Origin of the sequence: Nocardia sp. NBC_01499, from assembly GCF_045040275.1 — a bacterium.
Lineage (GTDB): Bacteria > Actinomycetota > Actinomycetes > Mycobacteriales > Mycobacteriaceae > Nocardia.
Genome location: NZ_CP109426.1, coordinates 6,347,994 through 6,372,920 on the forward strand (window position 1 = coordinate 6,347,994; position 24,927 = coordinate 6,372,920).

A 24,927-nucleotide genomic window follows, 5' to 3' on the forward strand; every position below is an offset into this window, starting at 1 on the left:
TCCCCGCATGACGTCGGTGGCCGCGTGATGGTGCTTGCCGCCGTAGGGGATTCGTTCCAGCAGACGGCCGCGACCGGTCCGTTGCTGCTGGCGTTGGGGGCCTGCCTGCTCGCGGGGCTGGTGTCCTTCGCCTCGCCGTGTGTTGTGCCATTGGTGCCCGGCTATCTGTCCTACCTCGCCGGGCTTGTCGGCGCCGAGGCGCCGCCCGCCACCGTCGCGCAAGCCACCGGCGCGCAACCGAGTTCGGTGACCGTCCAGTCGGCCGCGCAGGCCGCGCGCGCCGGTCGGATGCGGGTGGCCGGTGCGGCGGGACTGTTCGTCGCCGGGTTCACCGTCGTGTTCGTGCTCGCCACCGCAACGGTTTTCGGCGTCATCCAGACCCTCAACGTGAATCGTGAACTGCTGCAACGCATCGGCGGCGTGGTCACGATCCTGATGGGACTTGTCTTCATCGGCCTGGTCCCCGCGCTACAGCGCGACACCAGGATGGAACCGCGCAGGCTGACAAGCATCGCGGGCGCGCCGCTGCTCGGCGGCGTCTTCGCGCTCGGCTGGACGCCGTGCCTCGGCCCGACGCTGTCCGGGGTGATGGCGGTGGCCGCCGGCACCGACGGGACCACCGCCGTGCGTGGGGTCGCGCTCATCGTCGCCTACTGCCTCGGCCTCGGCCTGCCGTTCGTGATCCTCGCGTTCGGGTCGGCCAGCGCGCTGCGCGGCGTCGGCTGGCTGCGCCGCAACTCGCGCACCATCCAGGTCATCGGCGGCATGCTGCTCGTCGCGGTCGGCGCCGCGCTGGTCACCGGGGTGTGGGACCAGTTCGTCGGCTGGGTGCGCGACGCGTTCGTTTCCGAGGTGACGCTGCCGATATGACCATGACGGAAAAGCAAGTGACCGAACCGGTCGCGGTGCCTCGGCAGTCCATGCTCGGCCGCGCCTTGGCCTTCGTCCGCAACACTTGGCGCGGGCTGACCAGCATGCGCACCGCGCTGGTGCTGCTGTTCCTGCTCGCCTTGGGTGCGATTCCCGGCGCGCTGCTGCCGCAGCGAAGTCTCAACGAGCAGAAGGTCGATCAGTACATCGCTAACCGGCCGACGCTCGGTCCGTGGATGGACCGGGTCGAGCTGTTCGACGTGTTCAGCAGCTTCTGGTTCACGGCCATCTATGTGCTGCTGTTCATTTCGCTGGTCGGCTGCATCCTGCCGCGCTGCCTCGATCACTACCGCGCGCTGCGCACCCCGCCCGTGCGGGCCCCGCGCAACCTCAGCCGATTGCCGCACCACTACTCCGGCAGCGCCGAGCAGGCGCCCGATGACGTGGTCGCGCGGATTCGAAAAGAGTTGCGCGGCTGGCGAACCGAGGTCAGGCCCGGCACCCGCGACGGGGAGATCACCCTGTCCGCGGAGAAGGGATATACCCGCGAACTCGGCAACCTCGTCTTCCACCTCGCCCTGGTCTGCTTGTTGATCGCCATCGCGGTCGGCAAGCTGTTCGGGTACGAGGGCAATGTCATCGTCATCGCGAACAACGGCCCCGGGTTCTGCACTACCTCGCCCGCCATCTTCGACTCGTTCAAGGCGGGCAACGTCAACGACGGCACCGGCATGACGCCGATCTGTGTGCGGGTCAAGGACTTCAAGGCCGACTACCTGACCAACGGTCAGGCCGAGATGTTCACCTCGGACATCGAATACCAGTCCGGCGCGGATCTGCAGAGCAACACCTGGCGCTCGACCCAGATCCAGGTGAACCACCCGCTGCGGGTCGCGGGCGACCGAATCTATCTGCAGGGCCACGGCTACGCGCCGACCTTCACCGTCACCTTCCCGAACGGGCAGACCCGCACCGAGTCGCTGCAGTGGCGGCCCGACGACATGCAGACCTTCCTGTCCAGCGGTGTACTGCGCATCGACCCGCCCGGCGGCACGTACGCCACCGACGAGGAGCGGCGCAAGAACCAGATCGCCATCGAGGGCCTGTTCGCGCCGACCGCGCTGTTCCACGGCAGCCTGATGAGTTCGTCGTTCCCCAAGATGAACGATCCGGCCGTTGCCGTCGATATCTATCGCGGCGACACCGGGCTCGACACCGGAAAGCCGCAGTCGCTGTTCGCGCTCGACCCCGAGCAGGTCAAGCAGGGGCGACTGACCAAGGAGGCCAGGGTGAACCTGCGCCCCGGCGAGTCGACCAGCCTGCCCAACGGCACCAAGGTGACCTTCGACGGCGCACAGGAATTCGCGAACCTGCAGGTGTCGCACGATCCGGCGCAGCAGTGGGTGCTGGTGAGCGCGGTGACCATGATGCTCGGCCTACTGGTGTCGCTGGTGGTGAAGCGGCGTCGTATCTGGGTCCGGGTCTACCCCGCCGAGGGCGAAGCCGGTACCTTGGGCAAACGACGCACCGTAGTAGAAATGGGCGGGCTTGCCCGGACCGATCAGGCGGGCTGGGGCAGTGAGTTCGACCGGCTACGCACGCGCCTGCTCGACGCGCAGCCCGAGTCGGCGGCCGACGCGAAGACCACGGGAGAGTAAAAGATGCCGATCAACGAGACCATCGCGCGCTACAGCGATTTCTCGTTCAAGACCGCGATCGTGGTCTACGCGCTGGTGCTCGTGCTGCTGATCTGGCAGTACGCCACCGCGCGCAGCCGTCAGGTCATGGAGCGCGAACTCGTGTCCGTCGGCGGGCCCGCCAGCGATCCCTCGGTGCCTGGCCGGGTCGTCGGGCCACCGGAGCGGTCGCTGTCCGAGCGGCTCGGCAACATGGCGTTCTCGGTTCTGGTCGTCGCCATCGCACTGCACATCGGCGCGATCGTGCTGCGCGGCTTCGCGACCCACCGTTTCCCGCTCGGCAACATGTACGAGTTCGTCACCATGGCCACCGCCGCCGCGGTCGTCATGGGTGCGGTGTTCCTGCGCGAACAGCGGTACCGCTCGATGTGGGTCTTCCTGCTCATACCGGTCCTCATCCTGCTGTTCCTCGCTGGCACCATCCTCTACGCCGACGCCGCCCCCGTCGTCCCCGCGCTGAAGTCCTACTGGCTGCCCATCCACGTCACCATCGTCAGCATCGGCAGCGGCGTCTTCCTGTTCGCGGGCGTGTCCAGCATGTTGTTCCTCTACCGCCTCCGCCAGCCCGAAGGTCAAGAGTCGAACAACATCCTCGGCACCATCGCCCGCCGCCTCCCCGACGCCCAGACCCTGGACCGTCTCGCCTACAAAACCACCATCATCGGCTTCCCCCTCTTCGGCGCGGGCGTAATCCTCGGCGCCATCTGGGCCGAAGCCGCCTGGGGCCGCTTCTGGGGCTGGGACCCCAAAGAAACCTGCTCCTTCATCGCCTGGGTCCTCTACGCCGCCTACCTCCACGCCCGCGCCACCTCCGGCTGGCGCGACACCAAGGCCGCCTGGATCAACATCGCCGGCTTCATAGCAATGCTTTTCAACCTCTTCATCATCAACATGGTGATCAGCGGCCTGCACTCCTACGCAGGACTCAACTGACCCGACGAAGTTCCGCAGCCCTGTTCTATCCCATCTGGAATGTTCACAGCATCGAATACAGCGTGGGTCGGCCGACTGGTCGAACCGCTGCCCGGGTGATGCCGGGCCGTACCACTCTCGATCGAGAAGGGGTCACGCATGATTCGGAAAACCACGTCGGCCGTTGTCATCGGCCTGTTTGCCGCGACGGCTATCGCGCTGACCGCTGGCAATGCCACGGCTCGCCCGACGTTGATCAGCGGTACGCCGTCTTTCGTGCAAGACGGCGCGGGAGACGGCGGAAGTGGGCCACAGCGGCCAACCGGTGCCTTGGACGAGTCGGACGACGATGCCGGAGGACAGTCACAGCCGCAGCACCCGGATAAGAAGCCGGTCGTGCCCCCGACGAAGGGCAAGTCCGACGGGGGCAAAGGCAAGCCGACGGGCAAGCCTGGCAAGACCGACAAAGCTGACGGCGACACGGCTGACGACGACACGGCTGATAGCGACTCGTCTGACAGCGACAAGGCCGACAGCGACTCGGATAGCAGTTCGGCCGATTCGGACGACAGCGACTCGGACCATGGCGACTCAGCCGACGGCGACGATTCCTCGAGCGACGACGACTCGTCCAGCAGCGGCGGGGGATTGCTGGGCGGATTGTGACATCCGAAATGTCAGCCGCACGTTGGTAGTCGTCCCGCTGCGCTCGACCCAGCTGAGCGGGGCGCCGTCGTTGCCGCCGCTCCAGCGATCCACCGCAGGGGCGGGAGCTATTGAACTGCAACAGGTTCGGGCTGGCGCGCCAACGGATTGCCGGGCGGGCACGGTGGAGCTTGGTGCCGTCGTTCCGTAGCGGGCAGGTCTTCGGTGCCCTTCGTAGGGGCTAGTCGGCTGGTGTCAGACGGGTGCCGGAAAAAGTACGGTCCGCGCCGTGGTCTGCCGGTGGGCATTCGGCGAGGGGGACGTGGTGGCGAGGGTTTCTCGCGAAATGCCGCCACCATGTCCCCCTCGGCGGGTGCGTAGCTGGGGTCGGCTGGCGAGGGGCGTGGCGGCCGGAATTCGTGCGGCCGTGGGAGGTTCGGGTTCGGAAAGTGATGGGGGTCACTGGGCTTCTCGGGTGATAGCCAGGGGGTGAAGAGTGGCGCAGATCACGTGACACTCGGCGTGCCGTTCCGCGAAACGCCGTGTCCTGTCTACAGGCGATGCGCTGATCCGGCGCACAGACGGTTGAGGAGACGGGCTCTTGGATTCCGATTACTTCACCTATCTCCCGGCTGCGGTTGTCGACGCGGACGGGAGTTTGGTCGAGCAGTTGAACGACGGCGCGTTGCGCAAGCTGGTGCAGACGGCGGCGGGGCTGTCCGTGGAGGCGCAGCATTACCTGGCGATGCTCGCGAACCGACTACGCGCGAGCGAAGGATTGCACGCGCGCAACTACGCCGATGGTGAGATGTGATGCGCGGGAGAGCATCCGGGCCGAGCGCTCAGCGTTCGGTGGAGTCGGAGTCTCCGTTGCGGTGCTGGCGGGATAGCCGCCAGAGAAACTCGGGGTCGTCGTCTGGTCCGACGATGCGCTTGCGTTGCGGTGAACGCGAGTGGGTGGCGGTCGGTCCGGCAGTCTTCTCGGGGCCGAACGCCTTCCAGCACAACACCGCGACTGCCACGACCGCGATGAGTGCCAACAGGTACGTCACGTCGCTCACCTCCTGGTTACGAGGGTAGTCCCGTGCGTAGCTCCAGCACACCGCAGACGTGAAATCAGTCCGGTGGGTGGGCGCGGGCCCCGGCACGATGGGCCCGCGCGGCCCGCAGTCAGCGTGCGGTCGCCTCGGTAGTGAGGGACTTGAGCAGCTGCATTACCTCTGATTCGCGGAACCGGCGATGTCCGCCCGGTGTGCGCAACGACCCGAGACGCCCGGCGTGGGCCCAACGGGTGACCGTCTTCGGGTCGACGTGGAACATGGCAGCAACCTGCCCTGGTGTCAGCAGGGTGTCCTGGCCGCCGACGGTGATCGCACTCATAGCAAACCTCTCCGTTCTCGACAGTTCCCTCATCAGATGGCGTCATCGTTGCACTGAAACCCCTAGGTACTCGAACCACCTACTGTTGGTAAAGGGGAAGTAATAGACAAATCGGATATGCTCCCGACCTCGGCAACGGGCGCGCGCTGAGGGCGGGCAACAGCTTCGCATAGGCTGAGCGACGTGAGTGACGCAACTCCACCAGATGGTGTTCCAGGACAGCAAACCGCTGGCGCGGGCCGCAGGCTCGCCCGCAACCTCGGCCTCTACACCGCCGCCAGGCTGGTCCTGGTCGTGGTGATCACCGTGCTGATCGTGCTGCTGGCCCGGTTGGTCAAGGTGGACATCCCGCTGGTGGTCGCGGCTCTCTTCGCGCTGATCATCGCGATGCCGCTGTCGCTGACGCTGTTCAAACGGCTGCGTGTGCGGGTCAACGAGGACATCGCGGTGGTCGACGAGCGCCGCCGCCACGACAAGGCCCAGCTGCGGGCCAGGTTGCGCGGCGAGACGCCCGAGGACAATCAGGGGGCGTCCTCGTGAAGGCCTGCGATCGCAGCACGCCGCGCGACTGGGTCGACAACGCGGTGCGGCTGATCGATGCCGACGCCCAGCGCAGCGCCGACACTCACCTGCTGCGCTATCCGCTGCCCGCCGCGTGGAATGTCCAGCTGTACCTGAAGGACGAATCCACCCATATCACCGGCAGTCTCAAGCATCGGCTGGCCAGATCCCTGTTCCTGTACGCGATTTGCAACGGCTGGGTTACCGAGGGCACCACGGTGGTCGAGGCGTCGTCGGGCTCGACCGCGGTCAGCGAGGCGTATTTCGCGAAGCTGCTCGGCCTGGATTTCGTCGCGGTGATGCCGGCGAGCACCTCGCCGCAGAAGATCGCGCTGATCGAAGCGCAAGGCGGCCGTTGCCATTTCGTGCGGCGCCCGCCCGATATGTACACCGAGGCGGCCCGCCTAGCCGCCGAATGTGGCGGCCACTACATGGACCAGTTCACCCATGCCGAGCGCGCCACCGACTGGCGCGGCAACAACAACATCGCCGAATCCATTTTCCAGCAAATGGCTTTGGAGTCGCACCCGGTGCCGGAGTGGGTTGTGGTCGGCGCTGGCACCGGCGGCACCAGCGCAACCATCGGCCGCTACATCCGATACCGAAGGCACGCAACGAAATTGGCTGTTGTCGACCCGGAGAACTCCGCGTTCTACGGCGGCTACGAAACCGCGGACTCGGGCTATGAGACCGGAATGTCTTCGCGCATCGAGGGAATCGGTCGCCCGCGCGTTGAGCCGTCGTTCGTCGGCCAGGTGGTCGATCGGATGATCGAGGTGCCGGACGCGGGTTCCATCGCGGCGGCGCGCTACGCCAGCCGGGTGCTCGGCCGCCGCGTCGGCGGTTCCACCGGCACCAACCTGTGGGGCGTCTTCGCGATCATCGCCGAGATGCTCGCCGCCGGTCGCGGCGGCAGCGTGGTCACGCTGCTGTGTGACGGCGGAGATCGTTATGCCGGAACGTATTTCGACGACGCCTGGGTCGAATCGCAGGGCATGAGCCTCGTCGAACCGACCGCGATCCTCGACAAGTTCACCGCCACCGGCGACTGGGCGGGCTGACCGCGCCGGTCATCCTGACCAACCGAAGGCCACCTTCATCCGGGACATAGCCCCCGGTCGAAGGTGGCCTTTGTGCTGCGACGAGTCGGTGTTTCGCCGAACGCGCACAACCGTATCGTCAATTTCTGTTGACATCCACCCGAGGTGTCAATCAAAATTGACGCCATGACTGAAGCAACCACTCTGGCGGCCGCCGCGGGCAGCCCCGACCCCAAGGTCGGGCTGCGCGCGGTGCTCGCACTGCGGCGGCTGCTCGAACGTCTCGAGGCGATCCAGGTGGCCAATGCCCGCGAACAGGGCTGGTCCTGGCAGGCGATCGCGGAGGCGCTCGAGGTCAGCAAGCAGGCAGCCCACCAGAAGCACAATCGGAGAGGCAGGAACCGCTGATGTTCGAACGGTTCACCAAATCGGCGAGGACGGCCATCGTGATGGCCCAGGAAGACGCGCGCGAGTTGCGTTCGCCGACCATCGAAGTCGAGCACGTGCTGCTCGGCCTGCTGTCACAGAGCGAGGACGACCTGAAAGCGCTGCTTGCCGACGTCGGCCTCACCCACGCCGGTGTGATGAGCACGCTGGACGTGCAGGGCAAGAGCGAACCACTGGGGGAGGAGGACGCCGAAGCGTTGCGCTCGATCGGCATCGATCTCGACGCCGTGCGCGAGACCCTGGAAGCCAACTTCGGCGAGGACGCACTCGACCGCGCGATACCCGAGGAGCGGCGCGGCCCGTTCGGCTGGGGCCGCGGCGGTGGCGGCAACTTCGGCCACATCCCGTTCACCAGGGACGCGAAGAAGGTGCTGGAGCTGTCGCTGCGCGAAGCGGTCGCCCGTAAGGACAAGACCATCGAATCCGCGCACGTGCTGCTCGGCATCCTGCGCGCACCCAATCAGACCACTGTGCGCCTGTTCGGCGGCTCGGGGCCGATCCACGACCTCCGGCCCAAGGTGCTCGCCCTGCTCGACCGCGCCGCCTGAGGTGCTGGACATGTGCCGTTATGCGGCGTTCGCGGGTCCCGTCGCCCGCCGCGAATTGCGCTTTGAGACGACACATGTCCGCCTCTCCGCTTTAGCATGGGCGCATGCAGCTACTGATTCGGTTGATCATCAACGGGGTGGCCATCTGGCTGGCCGCCGCCTGGGTCGACAAGATCGACATCATCAGTCCGGCGGACAACGGCAACGTCGGCAAGGCGCTCGTCGTGCTTGCCGTCGCAGCGGTGTTCACGGTGGTGAACGCGCTGGTCAAGCCGATCGTCAAGCTGCTGTCGCTGCCGCTGGTGATCGTCACGCTCGGCCTGTTCCTGCTGGTGATCAACGCGCTCATGCTGTGGCTGACCGCGAAGATCACCGAGACCACCGACTACGGCCTGCGCGTCGAGGGCTTCTGGGCCGCGGTCGTCGGCGGCTTGATCGTCTCGATCGTCAACTGGGTGCTCGGCATCTTGGTGCCCGACGGCGACGACTAGCGCGGAACCGTCGCTGCCCGGCCGTCCCACAGCAGGACGCCGGACAGCGGCTCGGTGGTCGCGTCGTCGGCGGTTGGATCTCGCGATCTGAAGCCGCCACCACATGCTCGCTCGAGCGACTCGGCCGACCGATTCACCGGGTCGGTTTCGCGAGTGCCTCAGACAAAGCTGATCGCCAAGGCAGTAAGCGCCGACCAGGCGAGCATCGCGAGGCCGGAATCACGCAGGGCCGGAATGAGTTCCAGGCCACCCTTACCGGACCGCACCGGTGCATTCGCACGAATCGCGAGCGGAATGGCAAGCAGGCCGACCAACGCGAACGGCGTGCGCGCCACCAGCAGCAGCGTGCCGATGAACGGCACGGCGAGCAGCGCGAGCTGCAGCGTCCTGGTGCGCGGGTCGCCGAGTTTGACCGCGAGGGTGACCTTTCCGGATTGCGAATCGGTCGGGATATCGCGCAGGTTGTTCGCGACGAGCACCGCGCTGGAGAACGCGCCCACCGAGACCGCGAGCACCACGCCAGCCCAGTCGACCTTTTCCGCCTGGACGAACTCGGTGCCGAGCACGCCGACCAAGCCGAAGAACACGAACACCGCGATCTCGCCGAATCCGCTGTAGCCGTAGGGCTTACTGCCGCCGGTGTAGAACCAGGCGCCCGCCAGGCAGGCCACGCCGACGAGCAGCAGCCACCATGCCGTCGTCGCGGCGAGGATCAGGCCGATCACCGCGGCGATGCCGAGGCTCAGGATCGCCGCATTGCGCACCGCGGCGGCCGAGGCCAGCTGCTGCCCGACCAGCCGCACCGGGCCGACCCGAACGTCGTCGGTGCCGCGAATGCCGTCGGAGTAATCATTGGCGAAGTTCACACCGATGATCAGGGCCAGCGAAACCAGCAGCGCGAGAACGGCTTTCCACCACACCGCGCCGTCGAGCGAGGCGGCGGCACCGGTGCCTGCCAGCACAGGGGCGATTGCGTTCGGCAGGGTGCGTGGACGCGCGCCCTCGATCCATTGCGCTGCTGTAGCCATCCCCGCAGCATAGTGTCGCAGTCGGACAAAAGCCGCCCAGCGTCCGCACTCGGCCCTGACGGCCCGCGTGACCGCGCCCGCTCAGCCCCCGTTGGACTCGGCGACCGCTTTCAACCGGGCAAGCCCCTTCGCGAAGTCCTTGCCGACGATCCGATCCATCGGGACCACCTTCGACAGCACGCGCATCAATCCGCGCTGCTCACCGCTCATCCGCCAGACCACCTCGGTGGCACCGGACTCGGTCGGATTCAGCTCGAACAGGACCGCGTTGGTGGCCTTCCACGGTTTCTCGAAGGTCAGCCGGATGCCGATCTCGCGGTCGGCGCTCGCGACGATCTCCATGCTGCCGCTGCCGACCTTACGATCGCCGATCCAGGCGTATTTGGCGCCGATGCCGGAGTCCGGCCCGGAGTACGTGCGCTGCAACTGCGGATCGATGTCCTCCCACGGCGACCACTTGGTCCACTCGTGCAGATCGTCGATCAATCCATGTATACGCGACGGCTCAGCCGAGATCACGGCCTGCCGGACCACTTCGAACTCAGCCATGCGGACAGCGTAGGCGACCGACCACTGGGAATGGGGTAAAAACCATGTCGGCTCAGTCGGCTCAACTCGCATACGATTACCGCGGGATGTTGTCGGATCGGAGCGGCCCGAATGGCCGCGGTCAAGTGTTGCGGGCGCCCGCAGGCGAACCAGTCGTGGTTGCCCTGCTGGGCGAGATCGCGCTGCGCCGAGACGGCGCGCTGACCGCACTCGCCGGTGCCCGTTCCCGCCTGCTGCTCGCCGCGTTGGCGTTGCACCCCGGCCGCAGCCGCAGCGCACAGTCGCTGATCGACGACGTGTGGGGCGAGCAGCCGCCGCGCGCGCCGATGAACGCGCTGCACACCCAGGTGTCCCGGCTGCGGTCCGCGCTGCCGGACGGCGCGCTGGAGATCGGCCCGGCCGGATACCGCCTGACGTTGCGTGCGGACCAGGTGGATCTGACCCGCGTCGCCGGGCTGGTCCGCCAGGCCCGCGAATACCGGACCGGCGGTGACGACGCGGGCTGCCTCGACACGATCGCGCAGGCACGCGCGTTGTGGCGCGGCGAGCCCGGCGCGGATCTGCCGCCCGGCGAGGTGGCCGACGCGCTGCACGCCGCCGTGACCAGCCGACTGACCGAACTGGACGCGCTCGAGCTTGCCGCACGCGAGTCGACCGGCGACCTCGACGGCGCGCTGCGGATCGCCCGGTTCCGGGCCGGTCTCAACCCGCTCGACGAACCCGCTCAGCTCACCCTGATGCGGCTGCTCGCGGTGGCGGGCCGCCCCAACGAGGCGCTGGAATCGTTCGCCGCCTTCCGGATCCGGCTGGTCGAGCAGCTCGGCGCGGATCCGGGGCGGGCGCTCGTCGAGTTGAATACAGCGATCTTGCGTGGAGAACCGGTGGGCGCCAACAGCTCTGGCGTTTCATCCGGAACACCGGCGGCGGCGAACTCGCACGCCGTGTCGCGGATCCGCAGTCCGGCAGCACATTCCGGCAACGGTGAGTCCGCACTCGACGCAACCGTCGAGTTCGGTTTGCCCGCCGCGATCGGCCTGCGGGCGGCACCCAACGTATTGCTCGGCCGCGAGGATGATTTGGCCGCGATCGATGCGCTGCTGCACGTTTCGCGGGTGACCACCGTGCTCGGCCCCGGCGGTTCCGGAAAAACCCGCATCGCCAACGAAGTCGGTGCCCGCGTGGCACACACCCGGCAGGTCGTGCTGGTGGAACTGGCGTCGGTCCGCGCCGACGAGGTCGACGCCAAGCTCGAGATCGAGGGCGTGATCAGCGCGGCGCTCGGCTTGAGTGACGTGACCTACAGCATGACGGCGCTGCGCACTCGGATGGACATACGCCAGCGCCTGCGCGAAGCGGTAGCGGCCCGCCCGATGCTGCTGATCCTGGACAACTGTGAGCATCTGATCGACGCCGTCGCGGTGGTGGTCGCCGACCTGATCGGTGTCGCCGATCGGCTGACCGTGCTGACCACAAGCCGGGCCCCGCTGATGACCACCGCCGAAACCGTATATCCGTTGCCGCCCTTGACCATCGACGCGGCCGGATCGCCCGCGACCGAGTTGTTCGCGGCGCGGGCCAGATCGGTGCGGCCCGGTGTCCGCCTCGATCCCGAGATCGTCGCCCAGCTGTGCCGCACCCTGGACGGGCTGCCCTTGGCCATCGAACTCGCCGCGGCCAGGGTGCGGGTGATGAGCGTCGAGGAGATCAACCTGCGGCTCAACGATCGGTTCGCGCTGCTGCGCCACGGCGATCGCAGTTCGCCGCAGCGGCACCGCACCCTGCACGCGGTGATCGACTGGAGCTGGAACCTGCTCGACGTCCAGCAGCAGGTGGCGTTGCGCCGATTGTGCCGTTTCCCAGCGGGTTTCACGCTGTCCGCCGCGGAGACGGTCGCCGAGGGTCCGGCGGTCGACGATGTCGCGTCGGCGATCGACGCACTGGTGAACCAGTCGCTACTCACCATGCTCGACGACGAGGTCCTCGGCACCCGCTACCGCATGCTGGAGACGGTGCGCGAATACGGCGAGGAACAACTCGCCGGCTGCCAGGGCGAAGCCGACCTGGTCACCAATCGAATGATGGTGTGGGCCAAGGACTATTGCCTCATGGCCGCGAATCGCTACCTCATCGGCGACCAGGTGGAACTGGCGATGTCGGTGGCTACCGAACTGGACAATCTGCTCGCGGTACTGCGTTATGCGGTCGAACGCCGGGAAGCCGGTATCGCGTACACGGTGTTCCCGGTCGTCTCCATGCTGTGGGTGCTGCGCGGTTCGCACATGGAGGTGATCGCCTGGGCGCCCCGGCTCGCCGAACTGCGGCCCGCCGATACCGGACCGGATGCGCCGCCCGGCGACCTGGTGTTGATGAGCTATCAGACGATGTTCATGCACATGGCCTTCGGTCAGGGCGACCGGCGCGCACTCGCGCGGCTGCGCACGCGGATCCGCCGATTGCTGCGCGGCCGAGCCGATCTCAGTGTGGCCAACCGCTTCGCCGGATCCATCGTGCTGATCCGGTCCGACGGTCGAGGGCTGCCAAGGATGATCGCGCACGCCATCCGGTCGGCGGATCCCGAAACTCGTGCCAGCGCTTTGCTTTTGCGCGCGAACATCAGGGAAAACCTCGGTGATGTGCGCGGTTCGACGGTGGACGCGGTTCGCGCGCTCGACATCCACGGTCAGGACAATGTCTGGAGCGTGGCCATGGTGTGCAGGCACCTCGGCCAGGTGTACGGCCAGATCGCCGAGTACGACGAGGCGGTGGTGCGCTACCGCCGCGCGCTCGACATACTGCAGCGGTTGGGGGCCCACGAGGACACCGTCGAGACCCGGGCCATGTTGATCGCGTCCCTGCTCGGCAGTGGGCAGTTGCGGGCAGCCCGGCAGGAATTGGAGCTCGCGCTCGGATCGTCGGATCTCGACACCGTGGTGGGCAGGCAGAACCATCTGCTCGGCACGGTGATGCAGTGCTCGGCCGAGCTGGCGCTCGCCGAGGGCGATATCGAGGGGGGTCTGGAACGCTATCAACGCGTTTTGGAGCTGACCGGTTGGCCGCCCAACGAGATGAGTCCGGGGCCGGGCGGGCTCATGCTCGGTGCTGCCGCGTTGGACGCGCGGGTGCTGCATGGCGCGGCGGATACCGGGGGCGAATTCGTCCCGCACCTGATCGAACTCGTGACGGCGATGGCGGCGCAGTTTCCGGATCTGCCGCAGGTCGGTGCGGTCGCCTGCGCGATCGGGTCGTATCTGATCGTCACCGAGCGCGATCAGCTCCGCGGGCTGGAGCTGGTCGCGTTGGCGCCGAATATCTTCTGCCGTCAGGACTTTCCGTCGATGCGCTGGTCCACGCACGCCGAGTTGATCGACCGGCTGCTCGGTGCCGAGCCGTTGGCGGCCGCCAGGGCGAAGGTGGTGCGCACGCGCCGGAGGGGTTCGGTCGACCGGATCATGCAGATTCTGCGCGAGTTGTCGGACGCGCGGTGAGTGACCACCGCGTTGGATGATGTCTTGGCACAACGCAACGCCGACCGACCAATGGTCGACCGGCGTTGCGTTGTCCCTCATCAGGTTTCGGCTATCACGCCCGGCGCATGTACGCCTTGACACCCAGCGGGGCGAAGATCGCGATCACCACGACCGCGCCGATCAACGACCAGGCCAGGTTGGCGCCGTAGATATTGCCGGTCATCAGGTCCTGGCACGCGTTGACCATGTAATAGATGGGGTTCGCGTGGTTGAGACCTTGCAGCCAGCCCGGCATCGTCCGCACCGGCGCCAGGGCACCGGACATGAAGGTCAGCGGAAGCATGATCATCATCGAGATGCCCTGCACGCTGGAGGCACTCTTGCCGGTCACGCCGACGAGCGCCCAGATCCAGCTGACCGCGAACGAGCACGCGATGATCACCAGGCCGGCGGCAACCACGCCGGAGAAACCGCCGCCGGGGCGGTAGCCGAGGCACAGGCCGACTACAACGGTGAGCACCGTCGCGATGGTGTAGCGGACCATGTCGGCGATCAACGCGCCGGCCAGCGCCGAAATGCGCGCGATCGGCAGGGATTTGAACCGGTCGAAGACGCCTTTGTCCATGTCCTCACGCAGCTGGGTTCCGGTGACGATCGAGGTCATGACCACCGTCTGCACCAGGATGCCGGGAACGAGGGTGGTCAGGTAGTTGTCAACGGACCCACCGATCGCGCCACCGAAGATAAAGGCGAACAACACGGTGAACAGGATCGGCTGGACTGTCACGTCGAACAGCTGTTCCGGGTTGTGCTTGATCTTCAGCAGACCGCGATAGGCCATCGTTAACGAGGTGGCCACGGCTTGGCGCAGGCTGATGTGGTTGCTGACCTCGGGAATGTTGACAGGTGCCGCGCGGCGCGGCGTAACTGGTGCGGTGATCGTTGTCATGCCGCGCTCCGTTCGGTGTCGTCGTCGGCCGGGCGGCCGGTGATGGTGAGGAAGACCTCGTCGAGGCTCGGCTTGCTGACGGTGATCTCATCGATGCCGATCTCCCACTCGCGCAGGCGAATCAGCAGATCGGCGGTCAGCCCGGCATCCTGCAGCGGTGCGGTGAGCCGACCGGCCTCCGGCGTGATCACGACGTCGACGCCGAGGAATTCGCCGACGATGCGGCGTGCCTCGCCGAGCTGAGCCCGGTCGACCAGGGTCAGGTGCAGCGAGGAGCCGCCGACCGAGGCCTTGAGCTCGTCGGCGGTGCCGTCGGCGATCACCCTGCCGTGGTCGATCACCGCGATGCGGTCGGCCAGCTGATCGGCCTCGTCCAGGTACTGCGTGGTGAGCAGCACCGTTGCGCCCTCGCGGACCAGTCTGCGGATGGTCTCCCACATCTGGGCGCGAGTGCGCGGGTCGAGGCCGGTGGTCGGCTCATCGAGGAACAGCAGCGGCGGGGTCGCGATCAGGCTTGCGGCCAGGTCGAGCCTGCGCCGCATACCGCCGGAGAAGTTCTTGAGCGGCTTGGTCGCCGCCTCGACGAGGTCGAACTCCTCGAGTAGGTCGGCCGCCTTGTGGCGGGCGTCGGTCCGGCTGAGGCCGAGCAGGCGGGAGAACAGGATCAGGTTTTCGGTGGCGGACAGGTCCTCGTCGACCGAGGCGTACTGCCCGGTGACGCCGACCAGCGACCGCACGGCCGTCTGTTCGGCGACCACGTCGTGGCCGAAGATGCGGGCGCTGCCGCCGTCGAGGCGAAGCAGCGTGGCGAGCATCTTGATGGTCGTGGTCTTACCAGCACCGTTCGGTCCGAGCACGCCGTACACCGAGCCTTGCGGCACCGCCAGGCTCACACCATCGACGGCGCGCTGTTCCCCGAACACCTTGACCAGCCCGTCCGCCTCGACGGCGAGTGCTGAAGTGGGTGTGAAAGAAGTCATGGGTAAACACTGCGACCGGCTTCTTGCATGGCCCTTGCACGACGATGACGTGATCGCTTGCGTCCGCCGTCCGCGCGCTGTCGTGGCCCTGTGCACCGATTGTGCGAGGCGAACAGGGGTGTGGCGGGACCGGAGCGGGCGCCTGAGGCCGAATCCGGCGTCAGCGGGCCGAGTCGGCGAGCAGGTTTTCGCGGAGGCTGGTGCGGTCGGGTTTGCCGGGGCCGCGCATGGGGATTTCGTCGACCAGGGTGAGTTCGCGGGGGGCGGCGATCGAATCCAGTTCGGCCACTACGTGTTCGCGTAGTTCGTCGAGGGTCGGTACGGCGCCGGGGGCGGGTACCACCACGACGGCGACTCGTTGGCCGAGGCGCTCGTCCGGGAGGCCGAGCACGACGCATTCGCGGATGGCCGGGTGGTTCATCAGCACGGCCTCGACGACCTGCGGGATCACCAGGAGCCCGCCGGTCATGATGGCCTCGTCGAGCCGGCCGGTGATGCTCAGCCTGCCGTTGTCGAAGGTGCCTGCGTCCTCGGTGCGGAACCAGCCGGGCTCGGCGAAGGCCGGGCTGTCCGGTTGGCCGCGGTAGCCCGAGGCGATCATCGCGCCGCCGAGCAGCACGCGGCCGTCCTCGATGCGCACCTGCGTGCCATCTAGGGGGATGCCGTCGTACACGCAGCCGCCGCAGGTTTCGCTCATGCCGTAGGTGCGAACGACGTTGATACCGGCCGCTTTCGCGCGCTCGTACACCGGTAGCGGAGTGGCCGCGCCGCCGACCAGAACGCCGTCGAGTTGGGCGAGCGCCGCCGCGGCGACGGGTGCGTCGAGCGCCTTGATCAGCTGTGTCGGCACCAGCGCGGTGTAGCGGCGCTCGCCGCGCATGCTGGAAACGGCACCGGCGAGTGCCTCGGGCAGGAACCCGCCGGACACGTCGAGGATGGTGGGCTTGGTGCCGGCGAGGATGCTGCGCAGCAGGACCTGAATGCCCGCGATGTGATGTGTCGGCAGGGCGAGCAGCCAGCTGCCCGGTCCGCCGAGCCGGTCGTGCGTCGCGGTGCCGCTGGCCCGCAGCGCGGCGGCGCTGAGCATGGCGCCCTTCGGCACGCCGGTGGTGCCGGAGGTGGTCACCACGAGGGCGACCTCGTCATCGATCGTCTCGCCGGGCGCGAGCGCGTCGCTGAGGCGCCTGGCCTCGCGGCGGTCGCTGGTCGGGATCGGCAGCCACGCGGGCCCGCTGCCCTCCAACGCTTCTCGCAGATGGGGAAGTACCTCGCCCGCACCGGATCCGGTCGGCATCGGCAACGTGCGGAGGGTACGACTCACGACTCCACCTCGCTGGCGCTCGGTTCTGTCATTCGCCGGAACGCTGTGCCGATGATTCGCTCACTCACGACTCGACCTCGACGGTCTGACACCCACCGGGCTCACTCACGACCCCACCTCGCCGGCACTCGGCTCCATCGTCCCCAGAGGCGCTGTGCCTACGGCTCGCCCACTGCGCTCGCTCACGGTAGCGATCGTGTCATGGCCGCGTCGCCGAACGCGGAACGGGTGGTCGGTTTGCTGGGGTGGCGCGAGACATGCGCAGCCACCCCCGGGAAATGGGGCTCAGGTACGCCAGGCATCGAGACTGCGATTCACTCGTCGGACGGGTTACGCACGGTGGCCGGGCCGGACATCGGCGGTCGGGGGCCATCCGAGCGCTATCGTCCTCGTCGGGACGGGCCTTGGCAACTCGGTCGGCGGGCCTGTCGAACGTACGAATGCGATATCAGCCGTCTGACCAGCGTGAATCTCTCCGTATCGGATGCTCCGGCGGCACCTCGACGAACACGATCGGCACCCCGTCCGGGTCGCGCACCCACATTTCGATCAGTCCCCACGGTTCCTGAACGGGTGGCCGGTCGATGGCGATGCCCCGCAACGCGAGCTCGGCCGCCGCGCCCGAGGCGTCGCGGACCTGCAGCCAGATGGCGCCGTCGAACGAGGACGGCCGACCCGATCCGCCGTGCGCGGCCACCTCGACCAGCGACTGTCCAGCGAAGAAGACGGTGCCGCCGGGATACTCCCGCGCGATGGCAAGCCCGAGCCCGTCGCGATAGAACTCGAGCGTCCGCGCGTAATCGGCCGGGCGCAGAATGATCCGGCTGCTGAGAATGTCCATGTCAGAAATACCAGGGGTAGGGGGTCCAGTCGGGCGCGCGCTTCTCCAGGAACGCGTCGCGCCCCTCGACGGCCTCGTCGGTCATGTAGGCCATGCGCGTCGCCTCGCCCGCGAACAGCTGCTGGCCGACCAGTCCGTCATCGAGCAGGTTGAACGCGTACTTCAGCATGCGTTGCGCCTGTGGGGATTTGCCGTTGATATCGGCGGTCCATTCCAGCGCGACGTCTTCCAGTTCGGCGTGATCGACGACCTTGTTCACCGCGCCCATCTGGTGCATCTCCTCGGCGGTGTACGGGCGGCCGAGGAAGAAGATCTCGCGGGCGAACTTCTGGCCGACCATCTTCGCGAGATAGGCGCTGCCGTAACCGCCGTCGAAGCTGCCGACGTCGGCGTCGGTCTGCTTGAAGCGGGCGTGCTCGCGGCTGGCCAGGGTGAGGTCGCAGACCACGTGCAGGCTGTGCCCGCCGCCCGCGGCCCAGCCGTTCACCAGCGCGATGACCACCTTCGGCATGAACCGGATCAGCCGCTGCACCTCGAGGATGTGCAACCGGCCAGCGCGGGCCTGGTCGACGGTGTCCGCGGTGTCGCCGCTGGCGTACTGGTAGCCGTTGCGGCCGCGGATGCGCTGGTCGCCGCCGGAGCAGAAGGCCCAGCCGCCGTCCTTCTCGCTCGGTCCGTTGCCGGTGAGCAGCACCGCCCCGACATCCGAGGTCATCCGAGCGTGATCGAGCGCCCGATAGAGTTCGTCGACCGTATGCGGGCGAAACGCATTGCGCACCTCGGGACGATCGAAAGCGACACGGACCGTGCCCTGTTCGATGTGCCGGTGGTAGGTGATGTCGGTCAGATTCTCGAACCCTGGGACGGGTCGCCACAACTTCGGATTGAACGTCACGTCAGTGATTATGGCCGTCGGCTCTGAGTCGGTTGACCTGGTATGCGAAACAGTCACGACTTGACGGTGTAAAACAACGCGTTACCGTGCATATATGAGTGATCGAGTGAAACCGGTTATCGACCGCAGTGCGGTGGACGAGTCCCGGTACGAGAAGCACGGGGGATTCCCGAAGGTGTCCCGCGCGAAGATCGGGCCCAACTTCGGCCCGTTCGTCGACGCGATGCGGACGCTGCAGGATCTCGCGGTTTCGGTGGACGCGCCCGACGAGGTCTTCGGTGCCGCGCTCGATCAGGCCCAACAACTCATCGCGCTGCTCGAGCCGTACCGCGCACCCGAACTCCAGGGACCCGCGGGCCGCGCCGTCGAATTGCCCGGGCGTGGCAGCCTTCTGCTGCTGCCGTGGCGTGTGGTCGAGGCGGGCCCGGACGGCATCCGGATGACCGGTGAGTTCCGCCGTTTCCATCTCGGCGGCAACGGCGCGGCGCACGGCGGCGTGCTGCCGCTGCTGTTCGACGATCTGCTCGGCATGATCGTGCACTACGCCGGACGACCGATCAGCCGCACCGCGTATCTGCATGTGAACTATCGCAAGATCACTCCGCTGGAGACGCCGCTGACGGTGCGCGGTCGTGTCGATCGCACCGAGGGGCGCAAGACCTTCATCACCGCCGAATTGCTCGATGAGCAGGGCAATGTGCTCGCCGACTGCGAAGGATTGATGGTGCAGTTGCTGCCGTGGCAGCCTTGAGCCGGTGAGTGCCGCGACCAGTTGCGCGATGATGCGTATAGTTGCGCCTGCTCGTTCATCGAAACCTATTCCGGAGGACCTGAAAGTGGTTGCAGCACTGTCTGAATCCCTGCTCGACGACGCCAAGCGCCCGGCTTTTCTTGCCGATGCCGTCGAGGTTCTTGATGCCGAGGTCTCGGACAAGGGTGGTGCGTCCGGCCTGGCTGTGAAGGGTGGCTACGCGGCGGTCAAGAAGATCAGCCCGTCGATCGTGCCTGACGCACTGGCGTCGTTGGCGCCCAAACTCGTTGCGCAGCTTGACCCGTTCTGGCAGGAATACGCCGCTACGGGGTCGGGCACGTTCGGCGATCTGCTGGTCGCCAAGTCCGATCAGGTCGCCGAGGCGTTGCTCTCGGTCACCGACGCCCGCGCTGACGCGTCCACCCGGCCCGCGCTGAAGAAGGTCTACTCGTCGATGCGTTCGTCGGCGAAGAAGAACGTCATCGAGGCGCTGCCGCGTGTCGGCGACCTGATTCAGAAGCACGCCAACTGAATTAACACCGTGCACGTCGAACGCGTCGCACATCGACCGGCCGCCCGCGGCCGTGCTTTCCGATGTGCGGCGCGTTCTGCTGTCCGGCGTGGCCCGGCCGACAGGCCTGGTGTGAGCAGGGCGACGCAGACGGGACGCCCACTGTCTGAGAGGCTGGAGACGTGAACCCGTCTACAGCACAAGCGCAGGTCGTGGTGGACGAACTCGCGCGCGGGGGTGTGCGAGATGTAGTCCTGTGCCCCGGCTCACGCAACGCACCGCTGGCCTTCGCACTGCAGGCCGCCGACGCCGCCGGGCGGCTGCGGCTGCACATGCGCATCGACGAGCGGACCGCGGGCTTCCTCGCCATCGGTTTATCGGTGGCCAGTCGGCTGCCGGTGCCCGTCGTGATGACGTCGGGGACCGCGGTGGCCAATCTCGGCCCTGCCGTGCTCGAGGCCAATTACGCCCGCATTCCGCTGGTCGTGCTCAGCGCCAACCGGCCGTACGAGATGCTCGGTTCCGGCGCGAATCAAACGGTGGAGCAGCTCGGGCTGTTCGGTAGCCAGGTCCGCGCCACCATCAGCCTCGGCCTCGCCGAGAAAGAGGCCTTGACCGCCGACTGCGCGGAGTACGGGCATCAGAACAGCCAGTGGCGCTCGGCCGTCTGCCGGGTGCTCGCGGCGGCCCGTGGCACCCGTTCCGGCAACGCGGGCCCGGTGCATTTCGACATCCCGCTGCGCGAGCCGCTGGTACCCGACCTCGCGCCGGGCGAGCTCGCGCCGGACGGGCGCGCGGACGACCAGGCGTGGACCAAGACCCAGTACGCCACCCTCGACGTGCCGATCGATCTCGATCTCACCCCCGACACCGTCGTCATCTCCGGGCACGGCGCCGGGCTGCGGCCGGAACTGGCCGACCTGCCCACCGTCGCGGAACCCACCGCCCCGATGCACGGTCCCGCCCTGCATCCGCTCGCGCTGCCGCTGCTGAAGCCGCGCCAGGCCATCATCACCGGGCGGCCGACCCTGCATCGTCAGGTGTCCAAAGTCCTTGCCGACCCGGCTGTTCGGGTCTACGCGCTCACCACTGGCCCGCGCTGGCCCGATGTCTCCGGCAATGTGCTCGGCACCGGAACCAGGGCGGTCACCACCGGCGCGCCCCGGCCGGAGTGGCTCGCGTACTGCCGCGAACTCGACGCGAAGGCGAATCAGGTGGTGCGCGAGGAACTCGACCGCCACCCGAAGCCGACCGGCCTGCACGTGGCCGCCGTGGTGATGAACGCGCTGCGCGACGGCGATCAGCTACTGCTCGGCGCCTCCAATCCGGTGCGCGACGCGGCGTTGGTGTCGCATCCGAGGCCCGGCATCAGGGTGCTGTCGAACCGCGGTGTCGCCGGCATCGACGGAACCGTGTCAACGGCCGTCGGTGCGGCGCTGCGGCACGAGGGTCGAACCGTCGCGCTGATCGGCGACCTGACCTTCCTGCACGACGCGTCCGGCCTGCTGATCGGTCCCGGTGAGCCACGGCCCGCCGATCTGACCATCGTGGTGGCCAACGACGACGGTGGCGGCATCTTCGAGCTGCTCGAGCAGGGCGATCCGCAGTACGCGGGTGTCTTCGAGCGCGTCTTCGGCACGCCGCACGGGATGGATCTCGCCGCGCTGTGTGCGGCCTATCGCATCCCGCATCGGCAGGTCGATCCCCAGCAGTTGGCCGTCGAACTGGCCGGCAACGCGCACGGCACCCGGGTGCTCGAAGTCGCGACCGAGCGTTCCAGCTTGCGCGAGCTGCACGCGACGGTGCGTGCCAAGATCGCGCCCTGAGCGCAAGCCCGTGTGCCGCACTCCTTTTCGGAACGGTCAGGCGGGTTCCGGTTCGTCGTCGAAGGGGACGGTGATCGACTGGTCGATCACGTCGGCCGGGTCGGCGTTCCAAGTGTCGGCGAGGTCAGGGGCGACGCCATCGGGCGCGTCATCGAGGTCATTCGGATTCGCGGGGATCGACTGCTCGGCGAGGTCGGCCTCCGGAACGGCGTAGATGTCGGCGGATGTGCTGCGATCGGTCATGGTGCGCTCCTCTCCGCAGTGGCCTCGTCGGCGGGCGTACCCGTCGTGGCACGCCACAATCGAGGCGGACACTGTCGAGCATGCCTCCCGTTCGGGTCACTAGCAACCCCGTGGCGTCCGGTTATTCGCCGTCGAGCGCCCCGGTTCCGTTGGCGGGAAATTCGACAAGCGCCAGCGTGCGGCCCGCCATGAACCGCGCGGTCCGCACCGGTGTCCCGGTCCGCGTCACCTCGCTCACTTCCACGACGCCGCGCGCGATGCGCACCTCGACTCGCCGACCCGCACGGGTGGCGACCACTTCATAACTGCGAGACCCGTCACCGAAGTCGACAACGATCTCCACTCGATCACCCTTCATCTACCAATTGTCCGCTTTTCCAGCACTTTTCGCTGTCACGACTTGGTCGCGGCGGGTGGCGTCGGGCGGCCTTGGTAGCCGGGTGAATTCGGCCGCGGGGCGCCGCGCGACTTCGCCCCCCCGGAACTCGCGCCGGGCGGGCACCGATGAATCCCGTGGCGCCGCATCGTCTGCACAACCAGAGACGTCCCGCTTGCCCAGGAGAACCCGATGAACCCGGAATTCGATTTCGAACCCGCCGCCACCGCACTCGAGACCGTGGTCGGCCAGATCACCGATGACCAGCTCGGCGCCGACTCACCGTGCGCCGAGACCACCGTGCGCGAGCTGCTCGTCCACGTCGTCGACCTGACCGAGGCGTTTCGGCAGGCCGCGACGAAGGAGGCCGTCGGCGGGTCGATCGCGCCCACCGTGGGTGGTGAGCGCGCGCTGCCCGGCGATTGGCGCAGCCGCATTCCCGCGCAGCTGAAGGCGCTCGTCGGTGCCTGGCGCGAGCCCGACGCCTGGGATGGCATGACCGAGGCGGGCGGCGTCAGCGAGCAGGCCGCGGTGATGGCCATGATCGCCCTCGACGAATTGGTCATCCACGGCTGGGATCTGGCCAAGGCCACCGGCCAGCCGTTCACCGCCACCGCGGGCGACCTCGCCGTCCTGCTCGACCTGCTCCGCGCGACCCCGCCCGAGGGCACCCCCGGTCTCTTCGGGCCGGTGCTCCCGGTCCCCGCCGAGGCCTGCGCGCTCGACCGTGTGCTCGCCCTCACCGGCCGCAGCGCCGCTTGGCCCGCGTAGCCGAACCGGGCCCCGCACGCCTTCTGGTTTCCCGCACCTGGCATCGCATGCGAATTCGGTGCGGGAAATCAGAAGGCGTGCGTGGTTTCTGGGGCGTCCGCGACGAATATGCCTGCGGTGACGGCGTTTACGGCGGCGCGGGCCGCGGCGGTCGCGGCGTGGTCATCGATCGGATCGCCGCTGGCCAGTAGGCGGTAGTACAGCGGGGCGGACACTGCCGACAGCACGGCGCGCGCATCGGTGCCCTCGGGCGCCTCGCCGCGTTCGATGGCCCGTTCGACACAGGGTGACCATTCGGTGAGGCGGACGTCGTAGAAGTGACGCAGGGCGGTGGCGGCGGACTCGTCACAGGTCGCCGCGGCGATGACGGCCTGAAAGAGCTTGCCCTGGCGCGGATCTGTCAGCGTCTTGGCGACGAGGCGGGCGTTGGCGGTCAGGTCGCCGAGCAGTGATCCGGTGTCAGCGTGCGGCACGGACTGCTCAGCCATGTCGACCAGGAGGTCGGTGACCAGCCCCGTCGGATTGCGCCAGCGCCGATAGACGGTGGTCTTGCCGACCTCGGCCGCCGCGGCGACCTCGGCGAGGTCAAGGTGGGCGAAGCCGCGCTCGGCCAGCAGGTCACCGGCGACGTGCAGCACGGCCTCGCGGACGCGCGCTGTGCGGCCACCAGGGCGAACGGAGCCGGGGGCCGCATCGTCGTCGATCATAATGGGACTCCAGTTTCATTTGCCGTCGAACGGGTGTACGTTCGATGTGTTAACGGAACTATAGACCCTTTAGGAGTCGAGATGGAGTATCGGCGGCTCGGCGCGTCAGGTCTGCTCGTCCCGGCCCTCAGCTTCGGCGCGGGCACCTTCGGCGGACGGGGAGAATTGTTCAGCGCCTGGGGTGACACCGATGCCGCGCAGGCACGGCGATTGATCGACATCAGCCTGGACGCGGGCGTCACGATGTTCGACACCGCGGACGTCTACTCCGACGGCGCCTCGGAGGAGGTGCTCGGCGCGGCCATCAAGGGCAGGCGCGATCAACTGCTCATCTCCACCAAGGCATCGCTGCCCACCGGACCGAGCCCGACACAGGCCGGTTCCGGCCGCGCCAGGCTGATCGGCGCCGTAGAGGCCGCGCTGCGCAGGCTCGGCACCGATTACCTCGACCTGTTCCAGCTGCACGCCTTCGACGCGGGCACCCCGGTCGAGGAAGTCGTTGCCGCACTGGACGATCTGGTCCGCGCGGGCAAGATCCGCTATCTCGGCGCGTCCAACTTCGCCGGTTGGCAACTCATGAAATCCCTTGCCGCAGCGGACGAACACGGCCTGACCCGGTACGTCGCGCACCAGGTTTACTACTCACTTGTCGGCCGTGACTACGAGTGGGAACTCATGCCACTCGGCCGAGACCAGGGCGTCGGCGCGGTCGTCTGGAGTCCCCTCGGCTGGGGCAGGCTCACCGGCAAAATCCGTCGCGGCCAACCCCTTCCGGCAGGCAGCCGCCTGCACCGAACCGCCGAGGCGGGCCCGCCGGTCGACGACGAGAAACTCTTCGACGTGGTCGACGTCCTGGACGAACTCGCCGCCGAAACCGGCAAGACTGTGCCCCAGATCGCCCTCAACTGGCTCCTGCGCCGTCCGACCGTCGCCACCGTCATCATCGGTGCCCGCAACGAGGATCAACTGCGCCAGAACCTCGGCGCGGTCGGCTGGGAACTCACCACCGAGCAGATCGCTCGCCTGGACAAAACCAGCGCCACCACCCCGCCGTACCCCTACTACCCGTACTACCGCCTCCCCGACTTCGCCCGCCTCAATCCGCCTGCGGTGTAAGCGAA

The 24,927-nt window shown here is 67.7% G+C and carries 28 protein-coding genes; 16 read left to right on the top strand and 12 right to left on the bottom strand.

Annotated features, from left to right (window positions below; translation table 11 throughout):
• Positions 1 to 27: 27 nt before the first annotated feature.
• The 5 genes from OG203_RS29060 (at position 28) to OG203_RS29080 (ending at position 4,938) form a co-directional block, all read left to right on the top strand.
• Positions 28 to 870, top strand: a complete 843-nt coding sequence (locus tag OG203_RS29060) for a cytochrome c biogenesis CcdA family protein (protein WP_405168041.1) — start codon at positions 28 to 30, stop codon at positions 868 to 870.
• Positions 867 to 2,528 (top strand): cytochrome c biogenesis protein ResB, encoded by a 1,662-nt coding sequence (locus tag OG203_RS29065; RefSeq protein WP_405160435.1) that lies wholly within the window; start codon positions 867 to 869, stop codon positions 2,526 to 2,528. Before OG203_RS29060 ends, OG203_RS29065 begins: the two co-directional genes overlap by 4 nt.
• Before the next feature lie 3 nt (positions 2,529 to 2,531).
• Positions 2,532 to 3,500 (top strand): c-type cytochrome biogenesis protein CcsB, encoded by a 969-nt coding sequence (gene ccsB / locus OG203_RS29070; RefSeq protein WP_405160436.1) that lies wholly within the window; start codon positions 2,532 to 2,534, stop codon positions 3,498 to 3,500.
• Positions 3,501 to 3,638: 138 nt separating this feature from the next.
• On the top strand, positions 3,639 to 4,145 hold the full coding sequence (locus OG203_RS29075; RefSeq protein ID WP_405160437.1) for a hypothetical protein: 507 nt from the start codon (positions 3,639 to 3,641) through the stop codon (positions 4,143 to 4,145).
• Positions 4,146 to 4,725: 580 nt separating this feature from the next.
• Positions 4,726 to 4,938, top strand: coding sequence for a hypothetical protein (locus OG203_RS29080; RefSeq protein ID WP_405160438.1), 213 nt, complete (start codon positions 4,726 to 4,728; stop codon positions 4,936 to 4,938).
• Between the two features lie 28 nt (positions 4,939 to 4,966).
• On the opposite strand, the gene OG203_RS29085 is transcribed toward OG203_RS29080, so the two are convergent.
• Both OG203_RS29085 and OG203_RS29090 read right to left on the bottom strand, forming a co-directional pair.
• Positions 4,967 to 5,176, bottom strand: a complete 210-nt coding sequence (locus tag OG203_RS29085; protein WP_405160439.1) for a hypothetical protein — start codon at positions 5,174 to 5,176, stop codon at positions 4,967 to 4,969.
• A gap of 118 nt (positions 5,177 to 5,294) precedes the next feature.
• Complete coding sequence (locus OG203_RS29090) at positions 5,295 to 5,504, bottom strand: BldC family transcriptional regulator (RefSeq protein WP_040739417.1); 210 nt, start codon at positions 5,502 to 5,504, stop codon at positions 5,295 to 5,297.
• A 183-nt stretch (positions 5,505 to 5,687) separates the two neighbouring features.
• Between OG203_RS29090 and OG203_RS29095 the strand changes: the two genes are divergently transcribed.
• From OG203_RS29095 to OG203_RS29115, 5 genes are all read left to right on the top strand, one after another.
• Positions 5,688 to 6,044, top strand: coding sequence for a DUF4229 domain-containing protein (locus OG203_RS29095; protein ID WP_405160440.1), 357 nt, complete (start codon positions 5,688 to 5,690; stop codon positions 6,042 to 6,044).
• Entirely contained in the window at positions 6,041 to 7,126 is a 1,086-nt protein-coding gene (locus tag OG203_RS29100; protein ID WP_405160441.1) for a PLP-dependent cysteine synthase family protein, read from the top strand. The genes OG203_RS29095 and OG203_RS29100 overlap by 4 nt, the downstream gene beginning before the upstream one ends.
• A 165-nt stretch (positions 7,127 to 7,291) precedes the next feature.
• A complete protein-coding gene (locus OG203_RS29105) occupies positions 7,292 to 7,513 on the top strand; it encodes a helix-turn-helix domain-containing protein (RefSeq protein ID WP_405160442.1) in 222 nt (73 codons plus the stop codon).
• A complete protein-coding gene (locus OG203_RS29110) occupies positions 7,513 to 8,100 on the top strand; it encodes a Clp protease N-terminal domain-containing protein (protein WP_405160443.1) in 588 nt (195 codons plus the stop codon). The genes OG203_RS29105 and OG203_RS29110 overlap by 1 nt, the downstream gene beginning before the upstream one ends.
• A 104-nt stretch (positions 8,101 to 8,204) precedes the next feature.
• Complete coding sequence (locus OG203_RS29115) at positions 8,205 to 8,591, top strand: phage holin family protein (RefSeq protein ID WP_405160444.1); 387 nt, start codon at positions 8,205 to 8,207, stop codon at positions 8,589 to 8,591.
• Positions 8,592 to 8,749: 158 nt separating this feature from the next.
• Here the strand turns inward: OG203_RS29115 and OG203_RS29120 are convergent, their stop codons facing one another.
• Together OG203_RS29120 and OG203_RS29125 are read right to left on the bottom strand one after the other, a co-directional pair.
• The gene (locus OG203_RS29120) at positions 8,750 to 9,619 is read right to left on the bottom strand and encodes a 1,4-dihydroxy-2-naphthoate polyprenyltransferase (protein ID WP_405160445.1); all 870 of its coding nucleotides are present in this window, start codon (positions 9,617 to 9,619) and stop codon (positions 8,750 to 8,752) included.
• 81 nt (positions 9,620 to 9,700) lie between these two features.
• Positions 9,701 to 10,168: an SRPBCC family protein gene (locus tag OG203_RS29125; RefSeq protein ID WP_405160446.1), complete on the bottom strand. Its 468-nt coding sequence runs from the start codon at positions 10,166 to 10,168 to the stop codon at positions 9,701 to 9,703.
• A gap of 155 nt (positions 10,169 to 10,323) precedes the next feature.
• Between OG203_RS29125 and OG203_RS29130 the strand changes: the two genes are divergently transcribed.
• Positions 10,324 to 13,653, top strand: a complete 3,330-nt coding sequence (locus OG203_RS29130) for an AfsR/SARP family transcriptional regulator (RefSeq protein WP_405160447.1) — start codon at positions 10,324 to 10,326, stop codon at positions 13,651 to 13,653.
• 94 nt (positions 13,654 to 13,747) lie between these two features.
• Here OG203_RS29130 and OG203_RS29135 read toward each other — a convergent pair whose 3' ends face one another.
• The 5 genes from OG203_RS29135 to OG203_RS29155 form a co-directional block, all read right to left on the bottom strand.
• The gene (locus OG203_RS29135) at positions 13,748 to 14,584 is read right to left on the bottom strand and encodes an ABC transporter permease (RefSeq protein WP_405160448.1); all 837 of its coding nucleotides are present in this window, start codon (positions 14,582 to 14,584) and stop codon (positions 13,748 to 13,750) included.
• Entirely contained in the window at positions 14,581 to 15,564 is a 984-nt protein-coding gene (locus tag OG203_RS29140) for an ATP-binding cassette domain-containing protein (protein WP_405160449.1), read from the bottom strand. Before OG203_RS29140 ends, OG203_RS29135 begins: the two co-directional genes overlap by 4 nt.
• 160 nt (positions 15,565 to 15,724) lie before the next feature.
• Entirely contained in the window at positions 15,725 to 16,858 is a 1,134-nt protein-coding gene (gene menE / locus OG203_RS29145; RefSeq protein WP_405168042.1) for an o-succinylbenzoate--CoA ligase, read from the bottom strand.
• Between the two features lie 475 nt (positions 16,859 to 17,333).
• Positions 17,334 to 17,726: a VOC family protein gene (locus OG203_RS29150; RefSeq protein ID WP_405160450.1), complete on the bottom strand. Its 393-nt coding sequence runs from the start codon at positions 17,724 to 17,726 to the stop codon at positions 17,334 to 17,336.
• 1 nt (position 17,727) lies between these two features.
• Positions 17,728 to 18,621 carry a 1,4-dihydroxy-2-naphthoyl-CoA synthase gene (locus OG203_RS29155; RefSeq protein WP_405160451.1) on the bottom strand — a complete coding sequence of 298 codons (894 nt, stop codon included), beginning with the start codon at positions 18,619 to 18,621 and terminating at the stop codon, positions 17,728 to 17,730.
• Between the two features lie 94 nt (positions 18,622 to 18,715).
• Between OG203_RS29155 and OG203_RS29160 the strand changes: the two genes are divergently transcribed.
• The 3 genes from OG203_RS29160 (at position 18,716) to menD (ending at position 21,709) form a co-directional block, all read left to right on the top strand.
• Entirely contained in the window at positions 18,716 to 19,372 is a 657-nt protein-coding gene (locus OG203_RS29160; protein WP_405160452.1) for a PaaI family thioesterase, read from the top strand.
• Between the two features lie 85 nt (positions 19,373 to 19,457).
• A complete protein-coding gene (locus OG203_RS29165; RefSeq protein ID WP_405160453.1) occupies positions 19,458 to 19,904 on the top strand; it encodes a DUF6918 family protein in 447 nt (148 codons plus the stop codon).
• Positions 19,905 to 20,065: 161 nt separating this feature from the next.
• Complete coding sequence (menD, locus tag OG203_RS29170) at positions 20,066 to 21,709, top strand: 2-succinyl-5-enolpyruvyl-6-hydroxy-3-cyclohexene-1-carboxylic-acid synthase (RefSeq protein ID WP_405160454.1); 1,644 nt, start codon at positions 20,066 to 20,068, stop codon at positions 21,707 to 21,709.
• A 36-nt stretch (positions 21,710 to 21,745) separates the two neighbouring features.
• On the opposite strand, the gene OG203_RS29175 is transcribed toward menD, so the two are convergent.
• The gene (locus OG203_RS29175) at positions 21,746 to 21,952 is read right to left on the bottom strand and encodes a hypothetical protein (protein WP_405160455.1); all 207 of its coding nucleotides are present in this window, start codon (positions 21,950 to 21,952) and stop codon (positions 21,746 to 21,748) included.
• Positions 21,953 to 22,073: 121 nt separating this feature from the next.
• On the bottom strand, positions 22,074 to 22,310 hold the full coding sequence (locus tag OG203_RS29180; RefSeq protein WP_405160456.1) for a hypothetical protein: 237 nt from the start codon (positions 22,308 to 22,310) through the stop codon (positions 22,074 to 22,076).
• Positions 22,311 to 22,520: 210 nt separating this feature from the next.
• Between OG203_RS29180 and OG203_RS29185 the strand changes: the two genes are divergently transcribed.
• Positions 22,521 to 23,099, top strand: a complete 579-nt coding sequence (locus OG203_RS29185; protein WP_405160457.1) for a TIGR03086 family metal-binding protein — start codon at positions 22,521 to 22,523, stop codon at positions 23,097 to 23,099.
• 68 nt (positions 23,100 to 23,167) lie between these two features.
• On the opposite strand, the gene OG203_RS29190 is transcribed toward OG203_RS29185, so the two are convergent.
• Positions 23,168 to 23,806, bottom strand: coding sequence for a TetR-like C-terminal domain-containing protein (locus OG203_RS29190; protein ID WP_405160458.1), 639 nt, complete (start codon positions 23,804 to 23,806; stop codon positions 23,168 to 23,170).
• A gap of 81 nt (positions 23,807 to 23,887) precedes the next feature.
• Here OG203_RS29190 and OG203_RS29195 point away from each other — a divergent pair, with 81 nt between their 5' ends.
• Positions 23,888 to 24,922, top strand: coding sequence for an aldo/keto reductase (locus OG203_RS29195; RefSeq protein ID WP_405160459.1), 1,035 nt, complete (start codon positions 23,888 to 23,890; stop codon positions 24,920 to 24,922).
• The last annotated feature ends 5 nt before the right edge of the window (positions 24,923 to 24,927 follow it).